Here is a 23147-nt window from a genome sequence, read left to right on the forward strand (position 1 = left end):
AATTTATGGGTATTAATAAAGTCATATAATAAACTACTAATAAATACAGGAGATAACTACTTTGATGAATAAGAGCGATAGATTAATAATAAATGAGTACAAGAATTACTTTATAAGAAAAACTAGCACAGCAACAATTTACATGGATATTAAAACGATAAATGATATAAAATCATATGAGTATTTTGCGGTATCTAGCTTAGAGGACTTAGAAGAATTAAGTACGGAATATAAATTATATGATAGCAGTTACGAAGAATTTAGAATAGCGATGGGAAAGTTTGCTTTGGGATTAAGTAAGTCATATAAACTGGGGATAGATATTAAAGATAAGGAAAAATTTATAGATACATTTTTAAATCTTAATAGTAGATTTGAAGAATTAGAGCGCAAAAACATAATGAAAGATGCATATGTGTGGAAATAGTTATATTTAGAGTTCACTATATTTTAATTTATATAGTGAACTCTTTTTAGTTTATATTACATTAGCAAAAACTTTTGATGAATAAAGCAGAGTTATACAAAATATGGAAGTAAGTAAAGTATTCATTGATTAAAAACTAGAGTAGTTTTTTTGCTTAAAATAATGTATTATAAGTGAGGTAATATACTATGGGGACATTTAGAAATTGATAATATTATTTTGGGGGAATAGATTAGACATGATGAGGTGACTGCAATAAAAACAAATATTCTATCAAAAAAGATAAAAAAAGAAAGATTAAAAATCAATAATTTAAATGACTTCAAGAATGCATTAAAAGAAGAAGGTTATGAAATAGATGATTGCAATGAAGAAGATTTTAAATATGAGATTGCAAGTTATTTTGATGTAGATAATAGTATAGTAGATAATTTGTTTACGTGCCTTATAAAAGAAGAAATTGTGTATAGATCAAATAATATTAGAGAGCTATTTGACTATATAAAGAAAATTACTATATTTGAAAGTGAGCACGACAGATTATGTAAAGAAATAGGGGAAATAAAGACATTAATTATAGATAGAGTTGAATATGAACGAATCCCAAATGCTCAAGAGAACGTAGATGATTTGCTAAAAGAAATAGAAAAAATATCAAATAAGATTTCTGGAATAATGAGTGAAGAAGATAAAGTTAAGCTAGAAGAATTAGAAGAGGAAATAGATAAGTACTATGTTTATGCAAAAGATGTTGAGTTGCTAAAAAAAATGATACTTTCAAAAAAAGAAGTTGTAGATGAAGCTTACAACTCTCAATCTAGAGTTAAAACAATATCTATAAATATACCAGATAAAATAAATTATGAGTATATTAAATCAAAGAAGGGCTCTGTAGAGTACTATCAATATTTAAATAAAAACATACCTAGAATGAAACGTTTAATAAAAAATATTAATAAATACATTAAAGTTGAAGAAAAGGAAAATTCAATATTTAAAATAAATCAAAGTGAAGCATTACAAGACTCTATAAATATTGCAGTTGCAACGTTTAATAGGAAAAAATTTAGAGCAATAAGTGGCAGTAATGAGATAAGTGATTATTGCAAATCACCTCAACGAGACAAGGCTACTTTTAAGAGTAGAAAAGTTAATAAGTTAGGTCAATTAGGTATAGGATATGATAGAGTTAATGATAGTGAAAAAAAGATATTTGAAGAAATACACAAACAGATAGAGAATAAAACTTTAAAAAATCATGGGAATCTTGTTTTGTATAGTAAATGGGAGCCATGCCCAAGTTGCTATTTAGTAATTAATCAGTTTTGTAAAAAGCATCCAGATATAAATGTACAGGTGAAATATATTAAAAAATATGGTGCATAGTAGTTATGATATGTAATATAGTCACGATATAAAAACCGTATCACAAAAAAGTGATACGGTTTTTATATGTAAGTTATACTACCTATAAATATAAATATAATGAAAGATATAAAAATAAGATAAAATATTATAGTTGACAACGAAACATTGTTTTGTTAATATAAAATTGTTCAGTAAAACAATGTTACGAAAAGGGATTTATCTATAAATATTATAGATAAGGTTTTGTAACAATTATTTACTACTGATATACGTTATGAAGTAAATAAATAAGCTAAATACAACAGAATTGATAGTATGCTTCTTTATGTTTTATGTAATTAAATAAAAAATTATTAAAAAATATATAGATTTAATCAATTTTAAAACGTAACATTGTTTTTGATTTTGAAACTGTGAAGGGAGAGATATATATAATTTTAAATATCATTTGATAAAGTTCAAATGAAAGTTTGTAGTTAAATGAGAATTAGAGCCTATCTATAACAATGAGTGTAACAATGTTTCGGAAGATCTAAATATCAAAATTTTAAATCAAGGAGAATACAAATATGAATCAAAATAATACTGTTATTTCGGTCAATGGACTAGAAAAGTCTTATAAAAATATAAAGGTACTTAAAGATGTAAATTTTAGAGTGGAAAAAGGTAGTATATTTGCACTATTAGGATCAAATGGTGCAGGAAAAACTACTGCTATTAAAATTTTGACAACACTAATAAATCCAGATAGAGGTAGTGCTAAAATATGCGGCTTTGACGTTGTGGACAAAGCATATGAAGTACGTGGGAAAATAAGTCTTACAGGACAGTATGCAGCAGTGGATGGAATTTTAACAGGAAGAGAAAATCTACGTATGATTGGAAAACTACGTCATATAAAAGATGTAAATAAAAAAGTTGATGAATTACTTGAAAAATTTAAGTTGCAAAATGCGGCAGACAGACCAGTATCAACTTATTCTGGAGGGATGAGAAGAAGACTTGATATATCTATGAGTTTACTTGGGAATCCATCTGTAATATTTCTTGATGAACCAACTACAGGGTTAGACCCGCAAAGTCGTATAGCTATGTGGAATATTATAAGAGAATTCTCTAGCTCAGGAATTACTGTGTTTTTAACAACTCAGTACTTAGAGGAGGCCGAACAACTTGCCGACCAGATTGCAATCTTAAACAAAGGAAAAATTGTAGCTGAAGGAACTCCGTCAGAATTAAAAAGACTTCTTCCAAAAGGACATATTGATCTAAGATTTAATAATGACAAAGATATAGAATCTGCACTTGAATTACTTAATGAATATAAAACAAGTCTAGATACAAATAATCAGACTATTTCTGTAAGTACAGATGGAAGTATTAAACAAATGACAGACATGTTGAAAAAACTTGAGAATGCAGAAATAGAAGTTGCTGAATTGGCTCAAAAACTACCAACACTTGAGGATGTATTCCTAAAGATTGTTGAAGCAAATTAAGGAGGGAAATAAAAAATGAATAGTATATCAAAATTTAATAATGTTTTAAGCGATACGATGGTAATGAGTAAGAGAGTAATGAGCCATGCATTTAGAAGTATGGATACATTAATAACAGTAATCGCAATGCCACTTATGTTTATGATTATGTTTGTCTATGTATTTGGAGGGTCAATTGATACTGGAAGTGTAGATTACATAAATTATGTAGTACCTGGTATTACAGTTATGTGTATTGCTAGTGGTATAGCTTATACTGCTGCACGTTTAAACAGTGACATGACTCAAGGTATAATTGAGCGTTTTCGTTCTATGCCAATTGCAAAATCATCAATACTAGGGGGGCATGTACTAACATCTTTAGTGTTTAATGCTTTTTCAACTATAGTAATTATAGTTTGTGCCATAGTAATGGGATTTAGATCAGATATAGGAATTACTGGATGGCTATATATAGCAGGAATACTATTATTATTTACTCTTGCTATGACATGGGTAGCAGTTATGTTTGGTCTATTAGCAAATAGCGTAGAAGGCGCCAGTGCTTTTATCTATATTTTAATGATGCTTATTTTTATAAGTCCTGCATTTGCACCAACTGACTCTATGCCTAAAATTGTTCGTATATTTGCAGAAAATCAACCAATGACACCAATTATTGAGACTGTTCGTGCTTTGATGATGAATGAACCTGTTGGTAATAATGCTTTGATAGCAGTACTATGGTGTGTAGGTATTATTATTGCATTTTATATAGGATCAATGAAAATTTATAAACGTAAGACTTCATAAGTAAAATAATAAATAAACCGTATCACAAAACGTGATACGGTTTTTATATGTAAACTATATTATCTTACTATTGGTATTTTTACTATTAATGGAACTGGAGAATTAGTAGCATCTCCTTCTATTCTAAACTCTAACGCATCTCTCATATAAGAAACTCCATTCATAGCTCTTAGATTCAATTTAACTTTCGTCTGACTAACATCACAGTATGGAAGAGCATATACGTCTATATTAGAAGTTCTCATTACACTTTGACGTACATAATTTCCAACACAAGCTGTATTAAACTTAGCTCCGTTTATACCTTCAAGAGTAATATCAAATCCTTTTTCAAGCTCTTCAACTTTTACACTAGTTTTATTTGTAACAACTTTAGGTGTAGCAGATACTCCAGTATCATTTACTACTGGAATTTTAACTGTTAAATCTTCATCTGTAGTTAATACAGATGAATCTATAGTTATCACCCAGTTATCTATGTACTCTATACCTGCATTTGGTTCATACACACCAAATTCAATAGATTTTCCATCACGACCTACAGCTAAAGAAGTTTCTATATCGTAGTTTTGACTTATTGCATCTTTTATTTCGTAAGGATCACCAGTGTTAAACTTAGCACCATCAAGAACTAAATCAATCCATAATTCTCCACCACCATTTTCTAAAAACTTAGAGTATTTAACGTGTGATTGTTTTGAATTTAGAGTAGCATTTGAAGTTATTTGATTTTCTAAAGAAGTTGTGTTTTGAAGCATTGATACTGAGTTTTGTGGAGCAGTAGCTGCAAATACTGATGAAGAATTTGCAACAAGTACACCTGCTACTAATAGAGATTTTACAATTTTGTTCATTTTTTATTCCTCCCATTTCACCTAATAAATTTTTAAAACAGAAAATGATTTAAGTTACAAAAATGTTCCGTATAGGTACAGCCTTTGATCTTTGTCACTTTTTATTTTTAAAATACATTGAGATTACTTAGTATAGAGGATATTTAGACATTAAAATGAATAATTTATCTCCATAATAAAAAATACCCTCAAAGAGGGCATAGTTTTTCTATCACAATGATAACAAAAAGTTTTACTAACTCTTCGGCAACTGGCTGGCATAGTTTTTTCAAACCTTAACCCCTATAGCTTTGCGTCCCTAGATTTCCCTAGGTTTGCCTATTAAATTTTGAACTTATATTTTAACATCAATTTCTTTCTGTTGAGTATATATTATACTACAATATAAAAATATTCAAGATTAAATGTGGAATTTTTCCAAATAATATGATTTTTCTTTATTTTTCTTGTAACCTAATACATAAAATTAAAATTTAAAAAATATTTGATTACACTATAAAAATTTGGGATAAATATCTAAATACAAAAATCAGACCTTATTTTGGTTTGATAAAGGTATAAATTAGGAGGACAACCATGGATTTTAACAAAATTGCTAAGGCAATATTAGAAAACGTAGGTGGTGAAGAAAACATCAAAGATGTAATACATTGCCATACGCGATTAAGGTTTTCATTAATAGATTCTAACAAAGTGAATAAAGATAACCTATCAAAAATAGAAGGAATAATAACTGTAGTAGAAAGTATGGATCAACTGCAGGTAGTCATAGGAAGCAAGGTGGATAAAGTATATAAAGAGCTTGAACCTATGGTAAATAAGAATATAAAGTCACAAGTGCATGAAAAAACAAAGGGAAGTGCATTTAACAAAGCCCTTACAACTATGGCACAAATCTTTACGCCAACAATATACGCATTAGCTGGTTCTGGTATGATAAAAGGAATACTAGCTGTTGTATCAATGTATTACTTAAATACTCAAAACATTGATATTAAGCAAAATGATACATACATAATATTAAGTGCAGCATCCGATGCAGTATTTTATTTCTTCCCAATAATATTAGGATATACTGCTGCCAAGGTATTCAAAACACATGAAATCATTTCCATGGTACTTGGAGCAACCTTATGTTACCCAGGTATAGTTACATTAATGGCTGAAGAAAGAGCGGTAACATTATTTAATATTGGAGTTACAAAAGCAAGTTATACCTCATCAGTAATACCAATAATAATTGCAGTTTGGGTATTATCATATGTTGAAAAATTCTTAAAGAAAGTTATTCCAGATGTTATTGAAATGATAATGGTACCAACGCTTTCAATATTAATAATGGTACCAGCTACTTTATTAGTATTTGGACCTATTGGAATATATCTTGGAAATGGTGTAAACTGGTTATATCAATTACTTATGAACTTTAGTCCAGTACTTTGCGGTGCATTTATAGGTGGAATGTGGTGCGTATTAGTTATATTTGGAGCGCACAGACCAATATTACCTATAGCTATAAATGATATTGCACAAAATGGACGTCAAAACTTATTAGCATTTGCAGGGGCTGCAAACTTCTCACAAGCAGGAGCAGCTATGGGTGTATTTTTAAAGTCAAAGAATAAATCACTTAAAACTGTTGCGCTATCAGGTAGTATAACAGCGCTATTTGGGATAACAGAGCCTGCAATATATGGAGCAAACTTACGTCTTAAAAAACCTATGATATGTGCAGTAATATGTGGTGCAATAGGTGGTGGAGTAATGGGATATGGAGGTGCATTTGGTATAGCATTTGCAAACCAAGGTGTACTTACTATTCCAGTATATGCACAAGCAGGAGCAAAAGGATTTTTAGCATATCTAATAGGTTGTGCTATAGCATTTTTCGGTTCAGCGATACTTACTTATATAGTTGGATTTAAAGATATAGAAGAAGAAACAGTAGAAACTACTGATACTTTACAACAAGCTATTTAAGAGAAATAAATAGCATTGACTATTAAGGTTATGGTGTAAATTATAAAGCCATAACCTAGTTAAATATATAGACATATAGGAGGAGCAATAATGAAAAATATATTCCCAAAAGATTTCCTATGGGGGGCATCATCTTCAGCATTTCAAATAGAAGGTGCGTGGGATGAAGATGGAAAAGGAATGACTGTTGCTGATTTTAACTCATTTAAAAAATCAGAAATACAAGCAGATAGTAAAGTTGCAACTGACTTCTACCATCATTGGAAAGAAGACATAGACCTTATGAAAGAGCTAGGATTAAAAACATATAGATTTTCATTATCTTGGGCAAGAATTATACCTACTGGAGATGGCGAGATAAATAAAGCAGGAATAGATTTTTACAACAAGGTTATAGATTATCTTATAGAGTGTGATATAACTCCATTTGTGACTTTATACCATTTTGATTTACCATATGCATTAGTTGAAAAATACAATGGATGGGAAAATAGAGAGTGTGCCTTTGCATTTGAAAGATATGCTAAAGTTTGTTTTGAAAACTTTGGAGATAGAGTAAAGTACTGGCAACCACACAATGAGCAAAATCTTATGATGCGTGTTAAAGAGCGTATGAATATATATGAAACGGATGCTTATTTAGTAGAAAAAATACGTGCACAAATGGATTATCATATGTCACTAGCTCATGCACTTGCGACTAATGCATGTCATGAAATGGTTGAAGGTGGAAAAATAGGACCATCAATATCAGCTACAGTAACTTACCCATACTCAAACAAACCAGAGGACGTATGGGCAGCCAAATTAAATGATAACTTCAAGACTAATTATTTACTTGATATGCATTATAATGGAGAATATCCAGGTTACTATATGAGATACTTAGAAGAGTTAGACATAGTACCTAACATGCTAAAAGAAGATAAAGAAATACTAAAGAAAGCTAAGATGGACTTTATAGCATTTAATTACTACCGCACTTTATGTGCTAGACATCTTGACGCAACTACTGAAAATCCAAAGGGAACTCGCGAAAGTGAAATCGACTATGATTTATATGGATACTTCAAGATTGAAAAAAATCCTAACCTAAAAGCAACAGAATACGGAGCTCAAATTGACCCTGTAGGTATGAGAATAGCATTAAATGAATATTATAATAAATATCATTTACCTCTTATAATTACAGAAAATGGTCTTGGAACAGGTGATGTATTAACTGAAGATGAAAGAGTACATGATGATTATAGAATAGATTATTTAAGAGATCATATAGATGCTTGTAGAAAAGGAATCGAAGATGGAGTAGAGCTTATGGGATATTGCCCATGGTCAGTAATAGATTTATTAAGTTCTCACCAAGGATTTAAAAAGCGATATGGATTTGTATATATAAATAGAGAAGATCATGACTTTAAGGATTTAAGAAGAATTAAAAAAGATAGTTATTACTGGTATCAAGAAGTAATAAAATCTAACGGAGAGAACCTATAAAAAAGAGTGCATTAATTGCACTCTTTTTTTATTATAAAGAACTTTTATAATTGAATATCAATTAGTATTGGGTTAGTATAAAGTGATATGATTAATTTGTAGAAACTAGGGAATATAATAAAAAGAAAGCTAAAAATTTAAACTAAAATTATTAAACAATATACATAACATGACGATACTATTAAGAGGGAGATATTATGAAATATAATATTAAAAAGGGTAGTATTGGTATAGCTCTTATACCACATAGAATAAACAGACCTGAAAATCAAATAACTATTAGGTACAAAAAAATAAGAGAAAGTAAAATAGCTAAGCAAATAAGAATTTCAATAGAAGAGGGTATTGGATATGACCAAATAGCCAGAAATATTGGAATTTCAAAAATAGATGTACTAACTATACACAATAAGTACTCACTTAGATATGGAAATGGAATTACAAAAGTAAATATTGTAGATATGATAAATAGGGGAATTAATACAAGTGATATTGCTGAGTTTTTTGATTGTAAAGAAAGCAAAGTAATAGCAATATTAAGAGAGATTGATAATAAAGACTATATAAAGGTAGAAGAAGAAATAGATACTGCAATTCAAGTAAAAGAGTCTCTGGATGAATCATTAGATATAAAATCTATTTCTAAAGAGTTAAAAATTAGTAGATACGAAGCATTTACAATATATAATAAATATTTTGAAGTATATAGCGATAAAGTAATAGATTTAGAAGTGGTAGAGAGTTTAATAGATTTAAAATTAAGCAATAATGATGTTGCTCAATTTTATGGTATTACCAAAGAGCATGTATTGAAAATCAGAGAAATTAATAGAGAAATGAAAAAGAAAACACCAAAGCATGATACAAACAAACCTATCAATATAGGTAGTACTAAATCAGAGCATATATTAGACAAAGCATACAAATCTAGCAATAAAGATTTCTACGAATTAAAAATGAAAAATAGATCAAAATGGTAGTGAGTGCATTAAGTGCACTCTTTTTTTATTGGCACAGAAGAGGATTAGTTTACAAAATAGAAACACTTTTATATATAATAGTATGTTTATTAAAGAATATACTATTATATATAAAAGGGGTGATTAGATGGACGTAGTTGAAATGGTAAGAATGGTAGTGGGTATATTTTTAGTTATATACGGACTAGGTGTATCGGCATATCAAGAATTCCATGATGTTAAATATGTAGACCAGCATAATGGAGTTATAAATGGGATATTTTGTATAGTAGCAGGTATTCTATGCTGTGCAACTACTATCCAACGAGGAGTAATTATTGGTGTAATTGCTATACCTTTATGGGGATTAGAACAAATAATCATAGATAAAATCAAAGCAAGTAATAGACATATTAATAAAATAGAAAAATGATAAATATATTTATCATTACACTAGAATCAAGTTAATAATTTCCAATATGGGAAATATTAAAAAAGTCTGTTGATGAATTTTAGTATTTATGTTATTGTCGAAATAGACGATAATATAACATATTGGAGGAGCAAAACATGTCTTTATTTAACAAATTAGCAGGTTATGGTTCAATGGATAATTCTTTTGAAAAAAAGCTTGCAGATTACATGATTGATGGGGAAGAAATAATAATGGGGTTTACTTTTATAAGAGACTCAATAGTATTAAGTAACTATGGTATATACATGATGGATGTACAAGGAATAACTGGAAAAAAGATTGAAGTAAAATTCTTCCCAGGTAAAAATGTAAAGAGTATATCTTTTGAATCTGCATCTACTTTTGATTTAGATGTAGATATAAAAATAGGGGTAGATGGTAATTCAGTAGTAGGACAAAGTGGAATACCTCACAATGCACCTATATCATTTAAAGTTCCAAAGCAACAAAGCGAAGAGGCTAAGCAAATAGTAAAGCTTGTAAAGCAATGCTATTTAGTAAAATAGAATAAAATATATGGAAGCTAGTAAATATTACTAGCTTTTTTGTATGAAAAAATATACAATTATATAAAATAGTCAGAATATTCAAAGATATTGTGATTAGTTTTTAACAATTATAGATTAAATACATAAACTAAAAGTCTTTGTAATAAATCTATAATATGTACTTATAAAAATTAATAGGGAGGGGAAAAGATGAAAAAATTATTTAACAAATGGAATAAAATAAGTTTAGTTAAAAGAATCTTAATCGGCTTAATTATTGGTATTATTCTAGCATTAACAATTCCAGATGTTGCAAAACCAATCGTAATATTTGGATCATTGTTTGTTGGAGCATTAAAAGCGGTAGCTCCAATACTTGTATTTTTCTTAGTGATGTCTGCTATTTCTCAACATAAAAGCGGTAAGAAGACTAACATGAAATCAATCATAGGACTTTACCTCTTAGGTACATTTTTAGCAGGTCTTGTAGCAGTTGTTGCAAGTTTTATGTTCAAAATATCATTAACTCTAGGTGCTGGAGTAAATGATATTGCACCTCCAGGGGGAGTAGTTGAGGTATTAAAGAACTTGCTTATGAATGTTGTAGATAATCCAGTTAAAGCTTTATTTAATGCAAATTATATAGGTATTTTATCTTGGGCATTAGTTTTAGGTCTTGCACTTAAAGGAGCTGCAACATCAACTAAAACTATGATAACTAATACTGCAGATGCCTTATCACAAGTGGTAAGATGGATAATTAACTTTGCACCACTTGGAATTATGGGTCTAGTATTTGATAGTATAGCTACTCAGGGTATAGAAACATTACTTAGTTATGGTCAATTAATAGTTTTATTAGTTGGATGTATGGCATTTGTTGCACTTGTAGTAAATCCAATAATAGTATTTATTGGGATTCGTAAAAACCCATATCCATTAGTACTTAAATGCTTAAAAGATAGTGGTCTTACAGCATTTTTTACTCGTAGTTCAGCAGCAAATATTCCTGTAAATATGGGATTATGCCAAGAATTAAAATTAGATAAAGATACTTATTCAGTTTCCATTCCACTAGGTGCAACTATTAACATGGGTGGAGCTGCAATAACAATATCAGTACTAACACTTGCAGCAGTTCACACTTTAGGTATAGAAGTAGATATTGGTATGGCTTTACTACTTAGTTTACTATCAGCTGTAAGTGCATGTGGTGCATCAGGTGTTGCTGGAGGATCATTATTATTAATCCCACTTGCTTGTAGTTTATTTGGTATTCCAAATGATGTAGCTATGCAAGTAGTAGGTGTTGGATTTATAGTTGGAGTTATTCAAGACTCTTGTGAAACAGCACTTAACTCTTCAACAGACGTATTATTTACTGCTGTAGCAGAACTTTCTAAGAATCGTAAAGAAAAAAGTAAAGCAAAATAAGAATTAATTTCTAGTAGAATAGAATGAAATATATCAAAATAAATAATTTTAAGAAAATTAAAAAATAATTGACAAAATAAAAAATACATTATATTATATAAATATAAATTAAAAAGAAACAACAAACGCAATGAAAAGGAAAGTATCTTTAAGAATACTTATACAGAGAGTTCCTATTGGTGAGAAGGAGCAAAGGATATTAAAGAGAAAATGGCCTTGGAGCGGTGTACCGAGATCTATTAGATTTAGGCTACAACGGGTTCACCCGTTACAGTGATAAAGTATAACCAATATTTGGCGTACTTGATGAGGTTTGTATCGTGAGATACAAACAAATTAGGATGGTAACACGAAGCATACACTCTCGTTCCTAAGACTTAGTTCTTAGGGTCGGGAGTTTTTTTATTGCAACAAAACCACCTAAATACTTCAATATGCTAATTATCGAAACATACATAAGCGTCGCGCGGGCTTATTTATTATAAAAGATAAGATGGTTAAAAGAAAATAATTTATAGAAAAAACAAATATAAAACTAAGTTTTAACAAGATAATAAAAGGAGAGATTAGATATGAAAAATGATATAAAAAAAGGTAATCCATTTGCCTTATTACCACTAGGAGTATTCTTAGTACTGTTTGTTGGAAGTGGTGTAATAACAGGTGATTTTTATAAGATGCCAGCACTAGTAGCATTTTTAATAGCAGGAGGAGTAGCGCTATTATTTAACCCAAAAGTAAGTTTTGAAACTAAATTAAATGAATTCTGTAAAGGTGCAGGAGATTCAAGCATTATACTAATGATTATAATATTCTTACTTGCAGGATCATTCTCAAGTGTAGCTAAAGCAATGGGTGGAGTAGACTCAACAGTAAACTTAAGTTTATCAATACTTCCATCAAATCTACTAGTAACAGGGTTATTTATAATAGGATGCTTCATATCAATATCAATGGGAACATCAGTAGGAACTATAGCAGCACTAGCACCAATAGGACTTGGAATAGCTGACAAAACATCTATACCAGTAGCTTTAGTATTAGGAGCAATAGTTGGTGGTGCTATGTTTGGAGATAACTTATCTATAATATCAGATACAACAATTGCAGCAGTTAGAACACAAGGTTGTGAATTAAAAGATAAGTTTAAGGTAAACTTCTTAATAGTTTTACCAGCAGCAATAATAACCGCAATTTTATTAACAGTAGTAACATCAGGTTATAGTATAGATTTAGCTGGAAATAATGAATTTGAGTTTATAAAAGTTGTACCATATTTATTAGTTTTAATAGGAGCTTTATGTGGAGTAAATGTATTTGCTTTATTAGGTAGTGGAATTTTATTTGCAGGTATTATAGGGTTTGTAACAAATTCATTTGATGTATTAGGATTTATAGAAGCAATATCTGGTGGAATAGCTGGAATGTATGAATTAAGTTTATTATGTATAGTAATTGGTGGAGTAGTTTCACTTATAAAGTTTAATGGTGGAATAGATTATATACTTTACTTTATCACTAGCAAGATAAAAAGTAAAAAAGGTGCAGAGTTTGGTATAGCAGCTTTAGTAAGTGTTATTGATTTATGTACAGCAAACAACACTATAGCAATAGTTGCAGCTGGACCTTTAGCAAAAGATATAGCAGAGAAGTATGATATAGATAAGAGAAAATCAGCAAGTATATTAGATATATTCTCATCATGTTGGCAAGGGGTAATACCTTACGGAGCACAATTATTAACAGCAGCAGGAGTGGGAGGGATATCACCTATAGAGATAATTAAATACCTTTACTACCCAGGATTAATGTTTGTATGTGGGATATTATCAATAATATTCTCTAGTGCAATAATAAGAAATGTAAAGTCTAAAAAAGCGGCTTAAGTATAAACATAAAACTAAGTGTGTATTTTTTCTTTAGATAACAGAGTATTAAATCGATTATCTATGGAAATGTACACACTTTTTTTAGAAATATATAATTTAAAAGCTTATGTTAACTAAAATATTTGATATTTAAATTTAAATTAAATTTCTGAAAAATTATTTATAGTGTTATTTTGATATAGAATCAAAATGATATTTTTGTTAGAATTAATAATAAATATTAAAATAGAGATATAAAAGGAGCAAAATATGGAATTTACTATAGAAAATATAATGGAAAATTTGAAATCATTAGGTGATGAAAAGCGATTTACATATAATAAGAAACAAGGGGTCGGAGATAATCAATTTGGAATTACACTTGGTAAATTACGCCCTTTAGCTAAGAAAATAAAAACTAACCACCAACTAGCACTAGAGCTATGGAACACTGAAAATTATGAAGCAAGAATACTATCTGCTATGCTATTAGATCCTAAGAAATTAACGGAAGAAGAGGTACATAAATTTATGGACAGCACAGAATTATTAGTTCTAGTAGACGAGCTAATATTTCATGGGGTTTCTAAGAGTTATATAGCAAAAGACTTAATGAAAAAATTGTTAAGTAGTGAAAATGAAAAATATGAAAGAGCAGGCTGGGATTTAGCAATTACATTAAACTCAAAAAATAAATTAGATAAGCAAGAAATGGATAATCTTTTAGAACAAGTAGAAGCTAATCTTAAAGAGGCTTCAGATGTTACACAATTTGCAATGAATCGTACTTTGTGTGAGATAGGTATCAAGCATGACGATTACACAGAAAGATGTATACAAATGGGTGAAAAACTAGGAGTTTATAAAGATATAAAAGTTGCAAAAGGTTGTTATTCAAGTTATGCTCCAGAATGGATAAAAGTGGGGCTAAGTAAAAGAAAATAGAGCAGTAGTAAGTTAATACTCAAAAAGGAGTTGTATTTATATGATTAATTATCATTTAAGGACAACTCCTTTTTATTTTTTATCTGATAAAATAAAAGTGGTTCGCCAACATGTTGATCAGAGCGAATTTTTATTGTTTCAAATTTAGAAAAAATTACTACGGATTTATCAGATAAAGTATAATAAAGTCAGATATGTATAAATTGGAGGAAATTATGAATATTTTATTAATAGAAGACGACATAAAATTAAAAAAATATATAAGTGAATATTTACAAGCATATGATTACAGTGTAGAAACAATAGAGGATTTTGATAATGTAATGGACAGGGTAAGAGAAGTAAATCCAAATTTAATTATATTAGATATTAACTTGCCTAAATTTGATGGATTTTATTTTTTAAGACTTATAAGAAAAATCTATACTACACCAGTAATTATACTCTCAGCAAGAAGTGATGAAGGAGAGCAGATAAGGGGGATGGAACTTGGTGCAGATGACTATATAACAAAACCATTTGTAGTAGGTATATTGCTTGCCAAAATAAATGCATTACTCAGAAGAATAAATGAATATAAAGAGACTGAAATTGATGAATATGAGATAAACAAAAGTAATGATGAGTTGAGTTTAATTCATGAAAGTATGAAACTTAAATATAAAGATGTAATAGTAGAGCTTACAAAGAATGAGTATAGACTCTTAAATATACTCATTCGTAAAAAGGGAGAGATTATTACAAGAGAAGAAATGTTAGAAGCATTGTGGGATGATGTGAGTTTTGTTGATGATAATACTCTAACAGTTAATATGACAAGGGTAAAGAAGAAGTTAAGCGATTTAGGAATAGAAAATACAATCGTAACTAAAAGAGGGGTAGGATATGTATTTAATAAATCTAATAACTAAAGTTGCAAAAACAAAATCTAGAGATTTATTGTTATATGCAATAAACACAATAGTAATCATATTTTTTTACTATCTATTATTTGATAATAGCGAGATTATATATCCTTTAATATTAAGTGCTTTCATAGTATCTATTTACTTTTCTATTGAAGTTATTAGATACAAAAGCTTTCAAGAAAAATTATACGATAGTAAAAGAAGTCCAAACTACGATGGAAGTAATTTAACATACTCAGAAGAAGAGATTCTAAATAATATTAGTGAAATTCACCAAGATTATCAAAATAAAATATATACCTTAAACCAACAAATAAAAGAAAGAGAAACTTTATTTTCTCAGTGGATTCATAATATGAAAACATCGATAACTGTAATTGATTTAGCTTGTGAGCAAAGTAATATTAATAATGAAAATAACAAAAGTATAGAGGATATTAAAGAAGAAAATAACATGCTTAAGAAAAACCTTGAAGAATGTTTAAATCTATTACGATTAGATGACTTCTCTAGAGACTACATAACCGGTAGATGTAGTTTAAGAGAATTAGTAAATGGTGTAGTAAATTCTAAAAAAAGAGATTTTATATATAAAGGTGTATTTCCAAAGGTAAATATACCTGATGATGTATATGTGTATACTGACAAAAAATGGTGTTCATACATAATAGAGCAAATAATATCAAATGCCATAAAATACTCTAAAACTAAAAGCGGAGATACAGTTGAAATAAGTTATAAGAATAATAACAATACAACAATAGTTTTTATAAAAGATACAGGAGTAGGAATATCTAAAGAAGATTTACCAAGAGTCTTTGACCCATTTTTTACAGGAAATAATGGGAGAAAAGATAGAAATGCTACAGGAATTGGTCTCTATATGGTTAAGCTTGTATCACAAAAGCTTGGTCACAAGATTGAGATTGAGTCAACAACTAATGTTGGTACTATTATAAAAATCATATTTTAGAAAGCTTTCATAAATGTAAGGTTTTGTAAGTGAAATCAATTTGAGGATTATGGATTTTACTATATATTAATTTTATAAGTAATAAGTACTTATGAAAATTAATGAGGGGAGCAACACAAAGATGGAAATATTAAAGATAAACAACTTGACTAAAGTCTATAGTAGCTATAAAGGTGCAAAGGAGGTAACTGCATTAGATGGAATAAGTTTTACTGTAAATAAGAGTGAATTTGTTGGAATAATGGGACCAAGTGGTAGTGGAAAAACTACTTTACTAAATATATTATCTGGGGTTGATAAAAGTACATCAGGAGAAACAATAATAGATAATCAAAATATTAGTAAGTTAAAAAAAGATAATTTAGCATTGTTTAGGAGAAAAAATATAGGTTATATATTTCAAGATTTTAATTTACTAGATAGCTTGGACGTGAAAGAAAATATATCATTACCACTAATACTAGATAAGAAATGTCCAGATGAAATTGAAAAAAGAGTGGACAACCTTATGAGATTTTTTAATATAGAAAATCTAGGGAAAAAGTATCCTTATAATATTTCAGGAGGGCAAAAACAAAGAGTTGCAGCAGCAAGAGCACTTATTAATGACCCTAAGATTATATTTGCAGATGAGCCAACTGGAAATCTTGACTCAAAGTCTGCAAATACTATAATGAACACAATATCAAAAATGAATAATGAAATAAATAGTACAGTCCTAATGGTAACTCACGATCCATTTGCAGCATCTTTTTGTAAGCGAATTATTTTTATAAAAGATGGTAAAGTAAAAATGGAAATTACGTCAGATGGAGATCGTAAGAGATTCTTTGATAAAATACTGGAGGTTCAAAGCGTTATAGGAGGGGAAAACTAATGACTTTTTCTTCTATAGTAAAAAAGAATTTTTCTCATAATTTTAAAAAATACATATCTTTTTATTTTGTTAATTCACTAATTATAGCCATGCTATTTATGTATGGAAGCTTAATGTTTAATTCTGCGATTGTAGAGGAAGTAGGAACATCTTCTTTGTATTATACTGTTAATATGGCACTAATGGGTATAACATTATTCTCTATAGTTTTTATAACATACACTAATATATCTTTCTTAAAAAACAGAGGTAAAGAGTTTGGTATGTATCTTACTTTAGGAATGACTAGTAAAGATTTGATAAAACTTATACTAATAGAGAATTTTGGTGTAATGGTAGCATCGTTAATCACAGGAATTATAAGTGGTTGTGTATTTGGAAGATTATTCTATATGGGATTAAACAAAATATTAGTAGATACTAATATTGTCTATGATTTGAATTATAAAAGTTTTTTATTAAGCATAGGAGTATTTGTACTAATATTCATAGGTAATATTATTTTTAATATATTTTATATAAAAAGAGTATCAATAATAGATGCAATAAAGGCAGACAAGAAAAGGGGAATAGGAAATGCTAATATAACAGTAGGTTTTATAAGCTTAATATTATTAGTAATATCAATGTATTGTCTTCCAAAAACAATGTTAAGAGAAATTTTCAAAGAACAATCATATATGATAGGTGTATTTGTATTTTTGTTATTAATATGTCCTTATATGCTACTGGGCTCTTCTATATCATTGATTAAAAAAATACTTCATAAATTTCCAAAGCTATACAATAATAATTTGTTAGTTTTATCAAGTCTATCACATAGATTTTTAGATTATAGAAACCTCTTGTATATACTTTCGCTATTAATGGCTGGTGCGATGTTTTATGTAGGATATAGTTATTCTATTTATTCATCTTCAAAAGAATATGTAAACTTAGATAATCCTTATGATATTATGTTTATTGAAAGTGATAAATACAATAAAGTAGAAAAAGAAGAAGTAAAAGATGCTTTAGGAGAAAGTAAAAATAAAATAGAAAAATATAATGTATTAGAATTTATAGAAGTTCCTATGTTTAAAGAAGAAAAGGATGTTTTAACTTTTTGGGATGACAAAAGGATTCTTATAAGTGAAAGTAATTACAACATGCATATGAAATCTGATATTAACTTAAATCCAAATGAAAGTATGTATATAACAGTTGCAAATGAAAAAATGGATTATGAGCATCAATCGAGTATATTAACTGTTATGGATGAAAATCAACTAGAAGAAGTACAAATAGTATCAGCAGGAAATAATTATAAACTAAGCAAAGAAAACTATAAACAAATTGCAGGAACAAGTTCATCTTTATACTTAGACAGTAAAAATATAAAAGAAGAAAAAAATGTTCCATTTATAAATGCTAGAGCTACATCAATTCTATCAACATATTCAGCACTTGTTATAGATGATAGTGATTATGATTTTTTAAAAAGCAATTTAAGCGAAACTTCATTTAAGAGTGCTCATTTAATAAATATTAAAAATGGAGATAAAGTTTTTGAAAATTTATTGAATTATTTAAGAGATAAAAATGGCTTTGATGATTCTTATTGGAATGAAGGAAATATTTTTGGAATAGATGGAGAAGGCGAAAGAGTTGTAAGAGAAGACTATAGACCTATTTACAAAGAAGAATTAGTTAAATTGCAATTAGATAATAATGGCATGATGTTATTTACTATGATGTTTATAGGTATATTATTTGTAATAGCCAATGGAGTAGTATTATATTATAAAGTTCTATCAGATATACAAGATGAAAAAGAGAGAATGACATCTCTATACAGAATAGGTGTGTTAGAAAAAGAAGCTGTATCTATGATAAGTAAGGAGTTGGCCATAACTTTCTTTGTACCTATAGTAGTAGGTGGAGGATTGGGATTATACTTCTTGTATGTGATGGTATCAAATTCTGGCATGACAGAGTTGCTTATGAGAAAATCTATACTAGTATTAGCTATAGGAATTCTTATTCAATTCATATTTTATTTAATCAGTAAAAGAAGATATATTAAGGAAAGTATGTAAATGTTGATTACAAAAAAGACCATTAGTAAAACATACTAGTGGTTTTTTTGTATTCAATATTTACAAATATAAGGAAAATATATTAAAATATAGTTAACAAAGTAAACTATATTTTAATATACTATACGAGGTTAACTAAATGAAAGTGGTGAAAAAATAGGTGCAAGATTCAAATTTGAATTATATGATGGAAAAAATGCAAGAAATAAGATTGTTTAGCAGAAAACTAATACATCGTACAACTAAAGAGTATAAAATACCAGCACAGCATTTAGATTTACTATCTCAACTTGCACTTAGTAAAAAAAGTATGACTCCTATGGAACTTAGTAAAATTATGGAAGTAAATAAAACAGTTATAAGCCGGATAATAGATAAGCTAAGTGAAGGTGGATACTTAATAAAAGCTAAAGATCAAAATGATAAAAGAAGCTATTCTATTTCAATTACAGATCTAGGTATAGAAGAAATTGATAAAATATACACCTATTATCTAGAACCAATATACAAACTTCGTAAGAAATTAGGAGACGAAGAATTTTTTGAATTAATGTTTTGTATAGAAAGAGCAAATGCAAAGTTAAACGAAGACTAATATATAAATTATTTATATAATATAAAGATATAGTAGGGGGTAGATAAAAAATGACATTCTATCAATCTATGCAACTAGGTGCAAGGGAGTTAAAACCTTTAATAAAAGATAGTGAAGAGAAAAGTTTAAAAAGGAAATATACTACAGCTCTTATACTTAAGAGCTTTTTATGCATTTTATTTTGTATGGTTGTAGTTATATTTTTTAGTAGTGTTTTTGGGCAAGAAAATAGCATAGTAGGTGTAGTTACTATTCTTGCATTGCTGACGTTTAGATTTTCAAATTTAGATTTTAATGTTAAGCAGTCTGCATTTACAATTTTGGGTATTTTTGTGATTTTAATATTGGGACCTTACTTAGCGTCAATATCAAATCCAATAGTAGCTAGCTTAATAAATTTTGTATCTATATTTACGATAGTTACTTTATCGTGTCATAATATAGCTTTATCTAATCACTCAATACTAGTTTTATCATATTTACTTTTATATGGATATGAAGTACATGATATAAACATATATATTAATCGTATATTTGGATTGATATTAGGTGGAATTATTGTAGCGGGTATTTTTTATTATAAGCAAAGAAAAGTTGAATTTAAAAATACATTCTCAACAATAATTAAAGATATTGATTTTAAGAGTGAGCGTACTAAATGGCAATTAAAGCTTAGCATTTTAATATGTACAGGTGTATTAATTGGAGAGCTTATACATTTACCAAGAGCAATATGGATAGGCTTTTCGTGCATGTCAATATTACAGACTAGTCAAGATAAGCTAGAACTAAGATTTAAGGAAAGACCTAAGTTTATTATTTTAGGGAGCCTAGTGTTTGCTATAGTTTATCTGATTTTACCGCAAGCTATCAAGAGTAATATCGGTATAATAGGTGGTTTACTTGTTGGTTTCTCAGCAACGTATAAGTGGCAAACTGTGTTTAACTGCTTTGGAGCCTTATCAACAGCTATACCTATTTTAGGCTTTGAAGGTGCTATAATTTTCCGTATAATTAATAATTTATTTGGAGCTATATATACTAAGGCATTTGATAAAGTATTTAATAAAATTGATGATATGATTTCAAATAGAGATGTAATAGACGAAGAGATGGCGTAAATTAGATATATTACTTAATATGTACTAGGTATAGATAAAGCTACAATGAAGTACCTTATAGAATTAAAAAATAGAATTTATAGACTAAAAATAAAGAGTTTAAAGTTATTTAGCTCATACCTTATTCGGTATGAGCTTTTTATGTTTTCACAAAAAGAAAAAATAAATCTTCATACTAACAACAAATAGACTAGGTATTATTTTATTATCAAGGATAGGAGTGATGCAATGAGACTAAAGAAATTAATTATAGTAGGAGCAAGTGTATTAATTTTAACTACTACAGGTCTGTATATACATAATAAGTTTACAGAAGATGAATCTAAAATCTCTTCAAATAATAAAATGGAAGAATTTAAACAATTTGATGAGGTTTATAGTAGTGAGATAAACAAAAATTACGATGGAAGTTACCTAGATAGGCTGGTAACTATGGTTGAAGCTAAGGAAGAATTTAAAATTAAAATCAAAAATATTGATAAAAATGCTAAGGTAACTCTCATAAACTCATCAATCGGAGAGATGACAGATCTAAATTATACAGAAGGCAATGGATTTGTTTTAGATACTAAACTTAATGAAGGTATAGACTATGGGATTCTTTTGGATAACAGGTTGATTGGATCAATAAGAGTTGTAAATGGATTGGAAAAAGCAGATAAAGAGAAAATCTATGAAGAAGTAATGGAAAATTTACAATGTGGGCTTTAGGAGGTAGAAAATGAACTATATATTACTATTTTTAGAAGGAATAATAACCTTTATATCACCTTGCATATTACCAATGGTACCAATATATGTTTCCTATTTTGCAGGAGGAGACATAGACAATAAGAACAATAAAAATAGAGCTTTAATACATTCAATAGCATTTGTAATAGGTTTTACTTTTATATTTACCTTATTAGGTGCAGCGGCAGGAACTGTAGGCTTAATATTTAACAAATATATGAGACAAATCAATATAGTATCAGGATGGATTATGATTATATTTGGTCTAAACTATCTAGGTACAATAAATATAAAATTTCTACATAAAAGCTTTAAATTAAATAATTCAACAGAAAACAAGAAATCAACAATTATGTCTACAGTATTATTTGGGATGATATTTGGAATTGGATGGACGCCATGTGTAGGACCATTTTTAGGGTCAGCACTAATGATAGCAACAAATTCGGATCATTCATTTACAGGAGTATCTATGCTATTAACTTATAGCTTAGGTCTAGGAATTCCATTTATATTATCTGCACTTCTTATAGACTCAGTAAAATCTACTTTTGATTTCATAAAGAAAAACTACAAGATAATCAATAGAATATCTGGTGTTTTACTTATAATAATTGGATTTATGATGATGACTGGATACTTGAATTTCTTATTAGCTATGCTTACATTTTAATTTATAAAAGGAGTGATAAATTTGAAAAATAATAAAAATAATAAAAGATATATATATATAAGTGTTATAATGGTAGTCTTGATAGTCTCAGTTAAAATTGGATATGACTATTTATCAAATAATTATGATAATAGTACATCTATAAGGGAGGCATCTTTAAATACTAAAGCAGCACCAGATTTTACAGTTTATGATAAAGATAATAACAAGGTAAATTTATCAGATTACAAAGGAAAAAAGGCTGTAGTAATAAATTTCTGGGCAAGTTGGTGTCCTCCATGTAAGTTTGAGATGCCACATTTTCAAGAAGCAACAGAAAAATATAACAATGATGATATAGAAATACTAATGGTAAACGCTACAGATGGAATGAGAGAAACAAAAGAAACAGCAAAAGAATATATGGAAAATGAAGGATATGATATGAATGTTTTATTTGATCTAGACTATAGTGCAGCTCAAAGCTATCAAGTAAGCTCACTACCAAGGACTGTATTTATAGATAAAGAAGGAAATATAGCTTATGATCATGTAGGACTTATTACAAAAACTATGCTTAATGAAGGCATAAAACAATTAATAAAATAATTAGAATACCTGTGGA

General features: G+C 28.5%; 22 protein-coding genes, 1 riboswitch and 1 other annotated feature. Of the genes, 21 read left to right on the forward strand and 1 reads right to left on the reverse strand.

From position 1 onward, the window contains the following. The first annotated feature begins 64 nt into the window (after positions 1 to 64). From CHL78_RS06170 to CHL78_RS06185, 4 genes are all read left to right on the forward strand, one after another. Positions 65 to 427, forward strand: a complete 363-nt coding sequence (locus tag CHL78_RS06170) for a hypothetical protein (RefSeq protein ID WP_094368661.1) — start codon at positions 65 to 67, stop codon at positions 425 to 427. Between the two features lie 246 nt (positions 428 to 673). Then, positions 674 to 1813 carry a deaminase domain-containing protein gene (locus CHL78_RS06175; RefSeq protein WP_243446385.1) on the forward strand — a complete coding sequence of 380 codons (1140 nt, stop codon included), beginning with the start codon at positions 674 to 676 and terminating at the stop codon, positions 1811 to 1813. Between the two features lie 551 nt (positions 1814 to 2364). Continuing rightward, positions 2365 to 3294: an ATP-binding cassette domain-containing protein gene (locus CHL78_RS06180; RefSeq protein ID WP_094368660.1), complete on the forward strand. Its 930-nt coding sequence runs from the start codon at positions 2365 to 2367 to the stop codon at positions 3292 to 3294. Positions 3295 to 3309: 15 nt separating this feature from the next. Further along, positions 3310 to 4086, forward strand: coding sequence for an ABC transporter permease (locus tag CHL78_RS06185; protein ID WP_116041264.1), 777 nt, complete (start codon positions 3310 to 3312; stop codon positions 4084 to 4086). A gap of 59 nt (positions 4087 to 4145) precedes the next feature. On the opposite strand, the gene CHL78_RS06190 is transcribed toward CHL78_RS06185, so the two are convergent. Next, on the reverse strand, positions 4146 to 4940 hold the full coding sequence (locus CHL78_RS06190) for a hypothetical protein (RefSeq protein WP_094369410.1): 795 nt from the start codon (positions 4938 to 4940) through the stop codon (positions 4146 to 4148). A 242-nt stretch (positions 4941 to 5182) separates the two neighbouring features. After that, positions 5183 to 5269, reverse strand: a riboswitch (cyclic di-GMP riboswitch). 247 nt (positions 5270 to 5516) lie between these two features. On the opposite strand from CHL78_RS06190, the gene CHL78_RS06195 reads away from it, so the two are divergent. The 17 genes from CHL78_RS06195 to CHL78_RS06275 all read left to right on the forward strand — a co-directional run bounded on the left by CHL78_RS06195 (position 5517) and on the right by CHL78_RS06275 (position 23131). Next, positions 5517 to 6920 carry a PTS transporter subunit EIIC gene (locus tag CHL78_RS06195; protein ID WP_094369411.1) on the forward strand — a complete coding sequence of 468 codons (1404 nt, stop codon included), beginning with the start codon at positions 5517 to 5519 and terminating at the stop codon, positions 6918 to 6920. A gap of 90 nt (positions 6921 to 7010) precedes the next feature. Next, the gene (locus CHL78_RS06200) at positions 7011 to 8417 is read left to right on the forward strand and encodes a glycoside hydrolase family 1 protein (RefSeq protein ID WP_094369412.1); all 1407 of its coding nucleotides are present in this window, start codon (positions 7011 to 7013) and stop codon (positions 8415 to 8417) included. 197 nt (positions 8418 to 8614) lie between these two features. After that, positions 8615 to 9397, forward strand: coding sequence for a hypothetical protein (locus CHL78_RS06205; RefSeq protein WP_094369413.1), 783 nt, complete (start codon positions 8615 to 8617; stop codon positions 9395 to 9397). Positions 9398 to 9524: 127 nt separating this feature from the next. Beyond that, positions 9525 to 9809, forward strand: coding sequence for a hypothetical protein (locus CHL78_RS06210; protein WP_094369414.1), 285 nt, complete (start codon positions 9525 to 9527; stop codon positions 9807 to 9809). A gap of 137 nt (positions 9810 to 9946) precedes the next feature. Continuing rightward, positions 9947 to 10357, forward strand: coding sequence for a PH domain-containing protein (locus CHL78_RS06215; protein WP_094369415.1), 411 nt, complete (start codon positions 9947 to 9949; stop codon positions 10355 to 10357). A 192-nt stretch (positions 10358 to 10549) separates the two neighbouring features. Continuing rightward, positions 10550 to 11773, forward strand: a complete 1224-nt coding sequence (gene sstT, locus CHL78_RS06220; RefSeq protein ID WP_094369416.1) for a serine/threonine transporter SstT — start codon at positions 10550 to 10552, stop codon at positions 11771 to 11773. A 121-nt stretch (positions 11774 to 11894) separates the two neighbouring features. Beyond that, positions 11895 to 12148 (forward strand) — a binding site (T-box leader). A gap of 197 nt (positions 12149 to 12345) precedes the next feature. Continuing rightward, the gene (locus tag CHL78_RS06225) at positions 12346 to 13659 is read left to right on the forward strand and encodes a Na+/H+ antiporter NhaC family protein (protein ID WP_094369417.1); all 1314 of its coding nucleotides are present in this window, start codon (positions 12346 to 12348) and stop codon (positions 13657 to 13659) included. 252 nt (positions 13660 to 13911) lie between these two features. After that, positions 13912 to 14586, forward strand: a complete 675-nt coding sequence (locus CHL78_RS06230) for a DNA alkylation repair protein (protein WP_094369418.1) — start codon at positions 13912 to 13914, stop codon at positions 14584 to 14586. 215 nt (positions 14587 to 14801) lie between these two features. Beyond that, the gene (locus tag CHL78_RS06235) at positions 14802 to 15497 is read left to right on the forward strand and encodes a response regulator transcription factor (protein ID WP_094369419.1); all 696 of its coding nucleotides are present in this window, start codon (positions 14802 to 14804) and stop codon (positions 15495 to 15497) included. Further along, positions 15472 to 16467 (forward strand): sensor histidine kinase, encoded by a 996-nt coding sequence (locus CHL78_RS06240; RefSeq protein ID WP_094369420.1) that lies wholly within the window; start codon positions 15472 to 15474, stop codon positions 16465 to 16467. The genes CHL78_RS06235 and CHL78_RS06240 overlap by 26 nt, the downstream gene beginning before the upstream one ends. 121 nt (positions 16468 to 16588) lie before the next feature. Then, the gene (locus tag CHL78_RS06245; protein WP_094369421.1) at positions 16589 to 17344 is read left to right on the forward strand and encodes an ABC transporter ATP-binding protein; all 756 of its coding nucleotides are present in this window, start codon (positions 16589 to 16591) and stop codon (positions 17342 to 17344) included. After that, positions 17344 to 19422 (forward strand): ABC transporter permease, encoded by a 2079-nt coding sequence (locus tag CHL78_RS06250; protein ID WP_094369422.1) that lies wholly within the window; start codon positions 17344 to 17346, stop codon positions 19420 to 19422. Before CHL78_RS06245 ends, CHL78_RS06250 begins: the two co-directional genes overlap by 1 nt. A 184-nt stretch (positions 19423 to 19606) precedes the next feature. Further along, the gene (locus tag CHL78_RS06255) at positions 19607 to 20017 is read left to right on the forward strand and encodes a MarR family winged helix-turn-helix transcriptional regulator (RefSeq protein ID WP_094369434.1); all 411 of its coding nucleotides are present in this window, start codon (positions 19607 to 19609) and stop codon (positions 20015 to 20017) included. Positions 20018 to 20067: 50 nt separating this feature from the next. Then, entirely contained in the window at positions 20068 to 21138 is a 1071-nt protein-coding gene (locus tag CHL78_RS06260) for an FUSC family protein (protein ID WP_094369423.1), read from the forward strand. A gap of 228 nt (positions 21139 to 21366) precedes the next feature. Beyond that, positions 21367 to 21849 (forward strand): hypothetical protein, encoded by a 483-nt coding sequence (locus CHL78_RS06265; RefSeq protein ID WP_094369424.1) that lies wholly within the window; start codon positions 21367 to 21369, stop codon positions 21847 to 21849. Between the two features lie 10 nt (positions 21850 to 21859). After that, complete coding sequence (locus CHL78_RS06270) at positions 21860 to 22543, forward strand: cytochrome c biogenesis CcdA family protein (protein ID WP_094369425.1); 684 nt, start codon at positions 21860 to 21862, stop codon at positions 22541 to 22543. A gap of 21 nt (positions 22544 to 22564) precedes the next feature. Then, positions 22565 to 23131: a TlpA family protein disulfide reductase gene (locus CHL78_RS06275; protein ID WP_330408589.1), complete on the forward strand. Its 567-nt coding sequence runs from the start codon at positions 22565 to 22567 to the stop codon at positions 23129 to 23131. Positions 23132 to 23147 lie beyond the last annotated feature (16 nt).

It is taken from the genome of Romboutsia weinsteinii (genome assembly GCF_002250835.2).
In the GTDB taxonomy this organism is placed as follows: domain Bacteria; phylum Bacillota; class Clostridia; order Peptostreptococcales; family Peptostreptococcaceae; genus Romboutsia_A; species Romboutsia_A weinsteinii.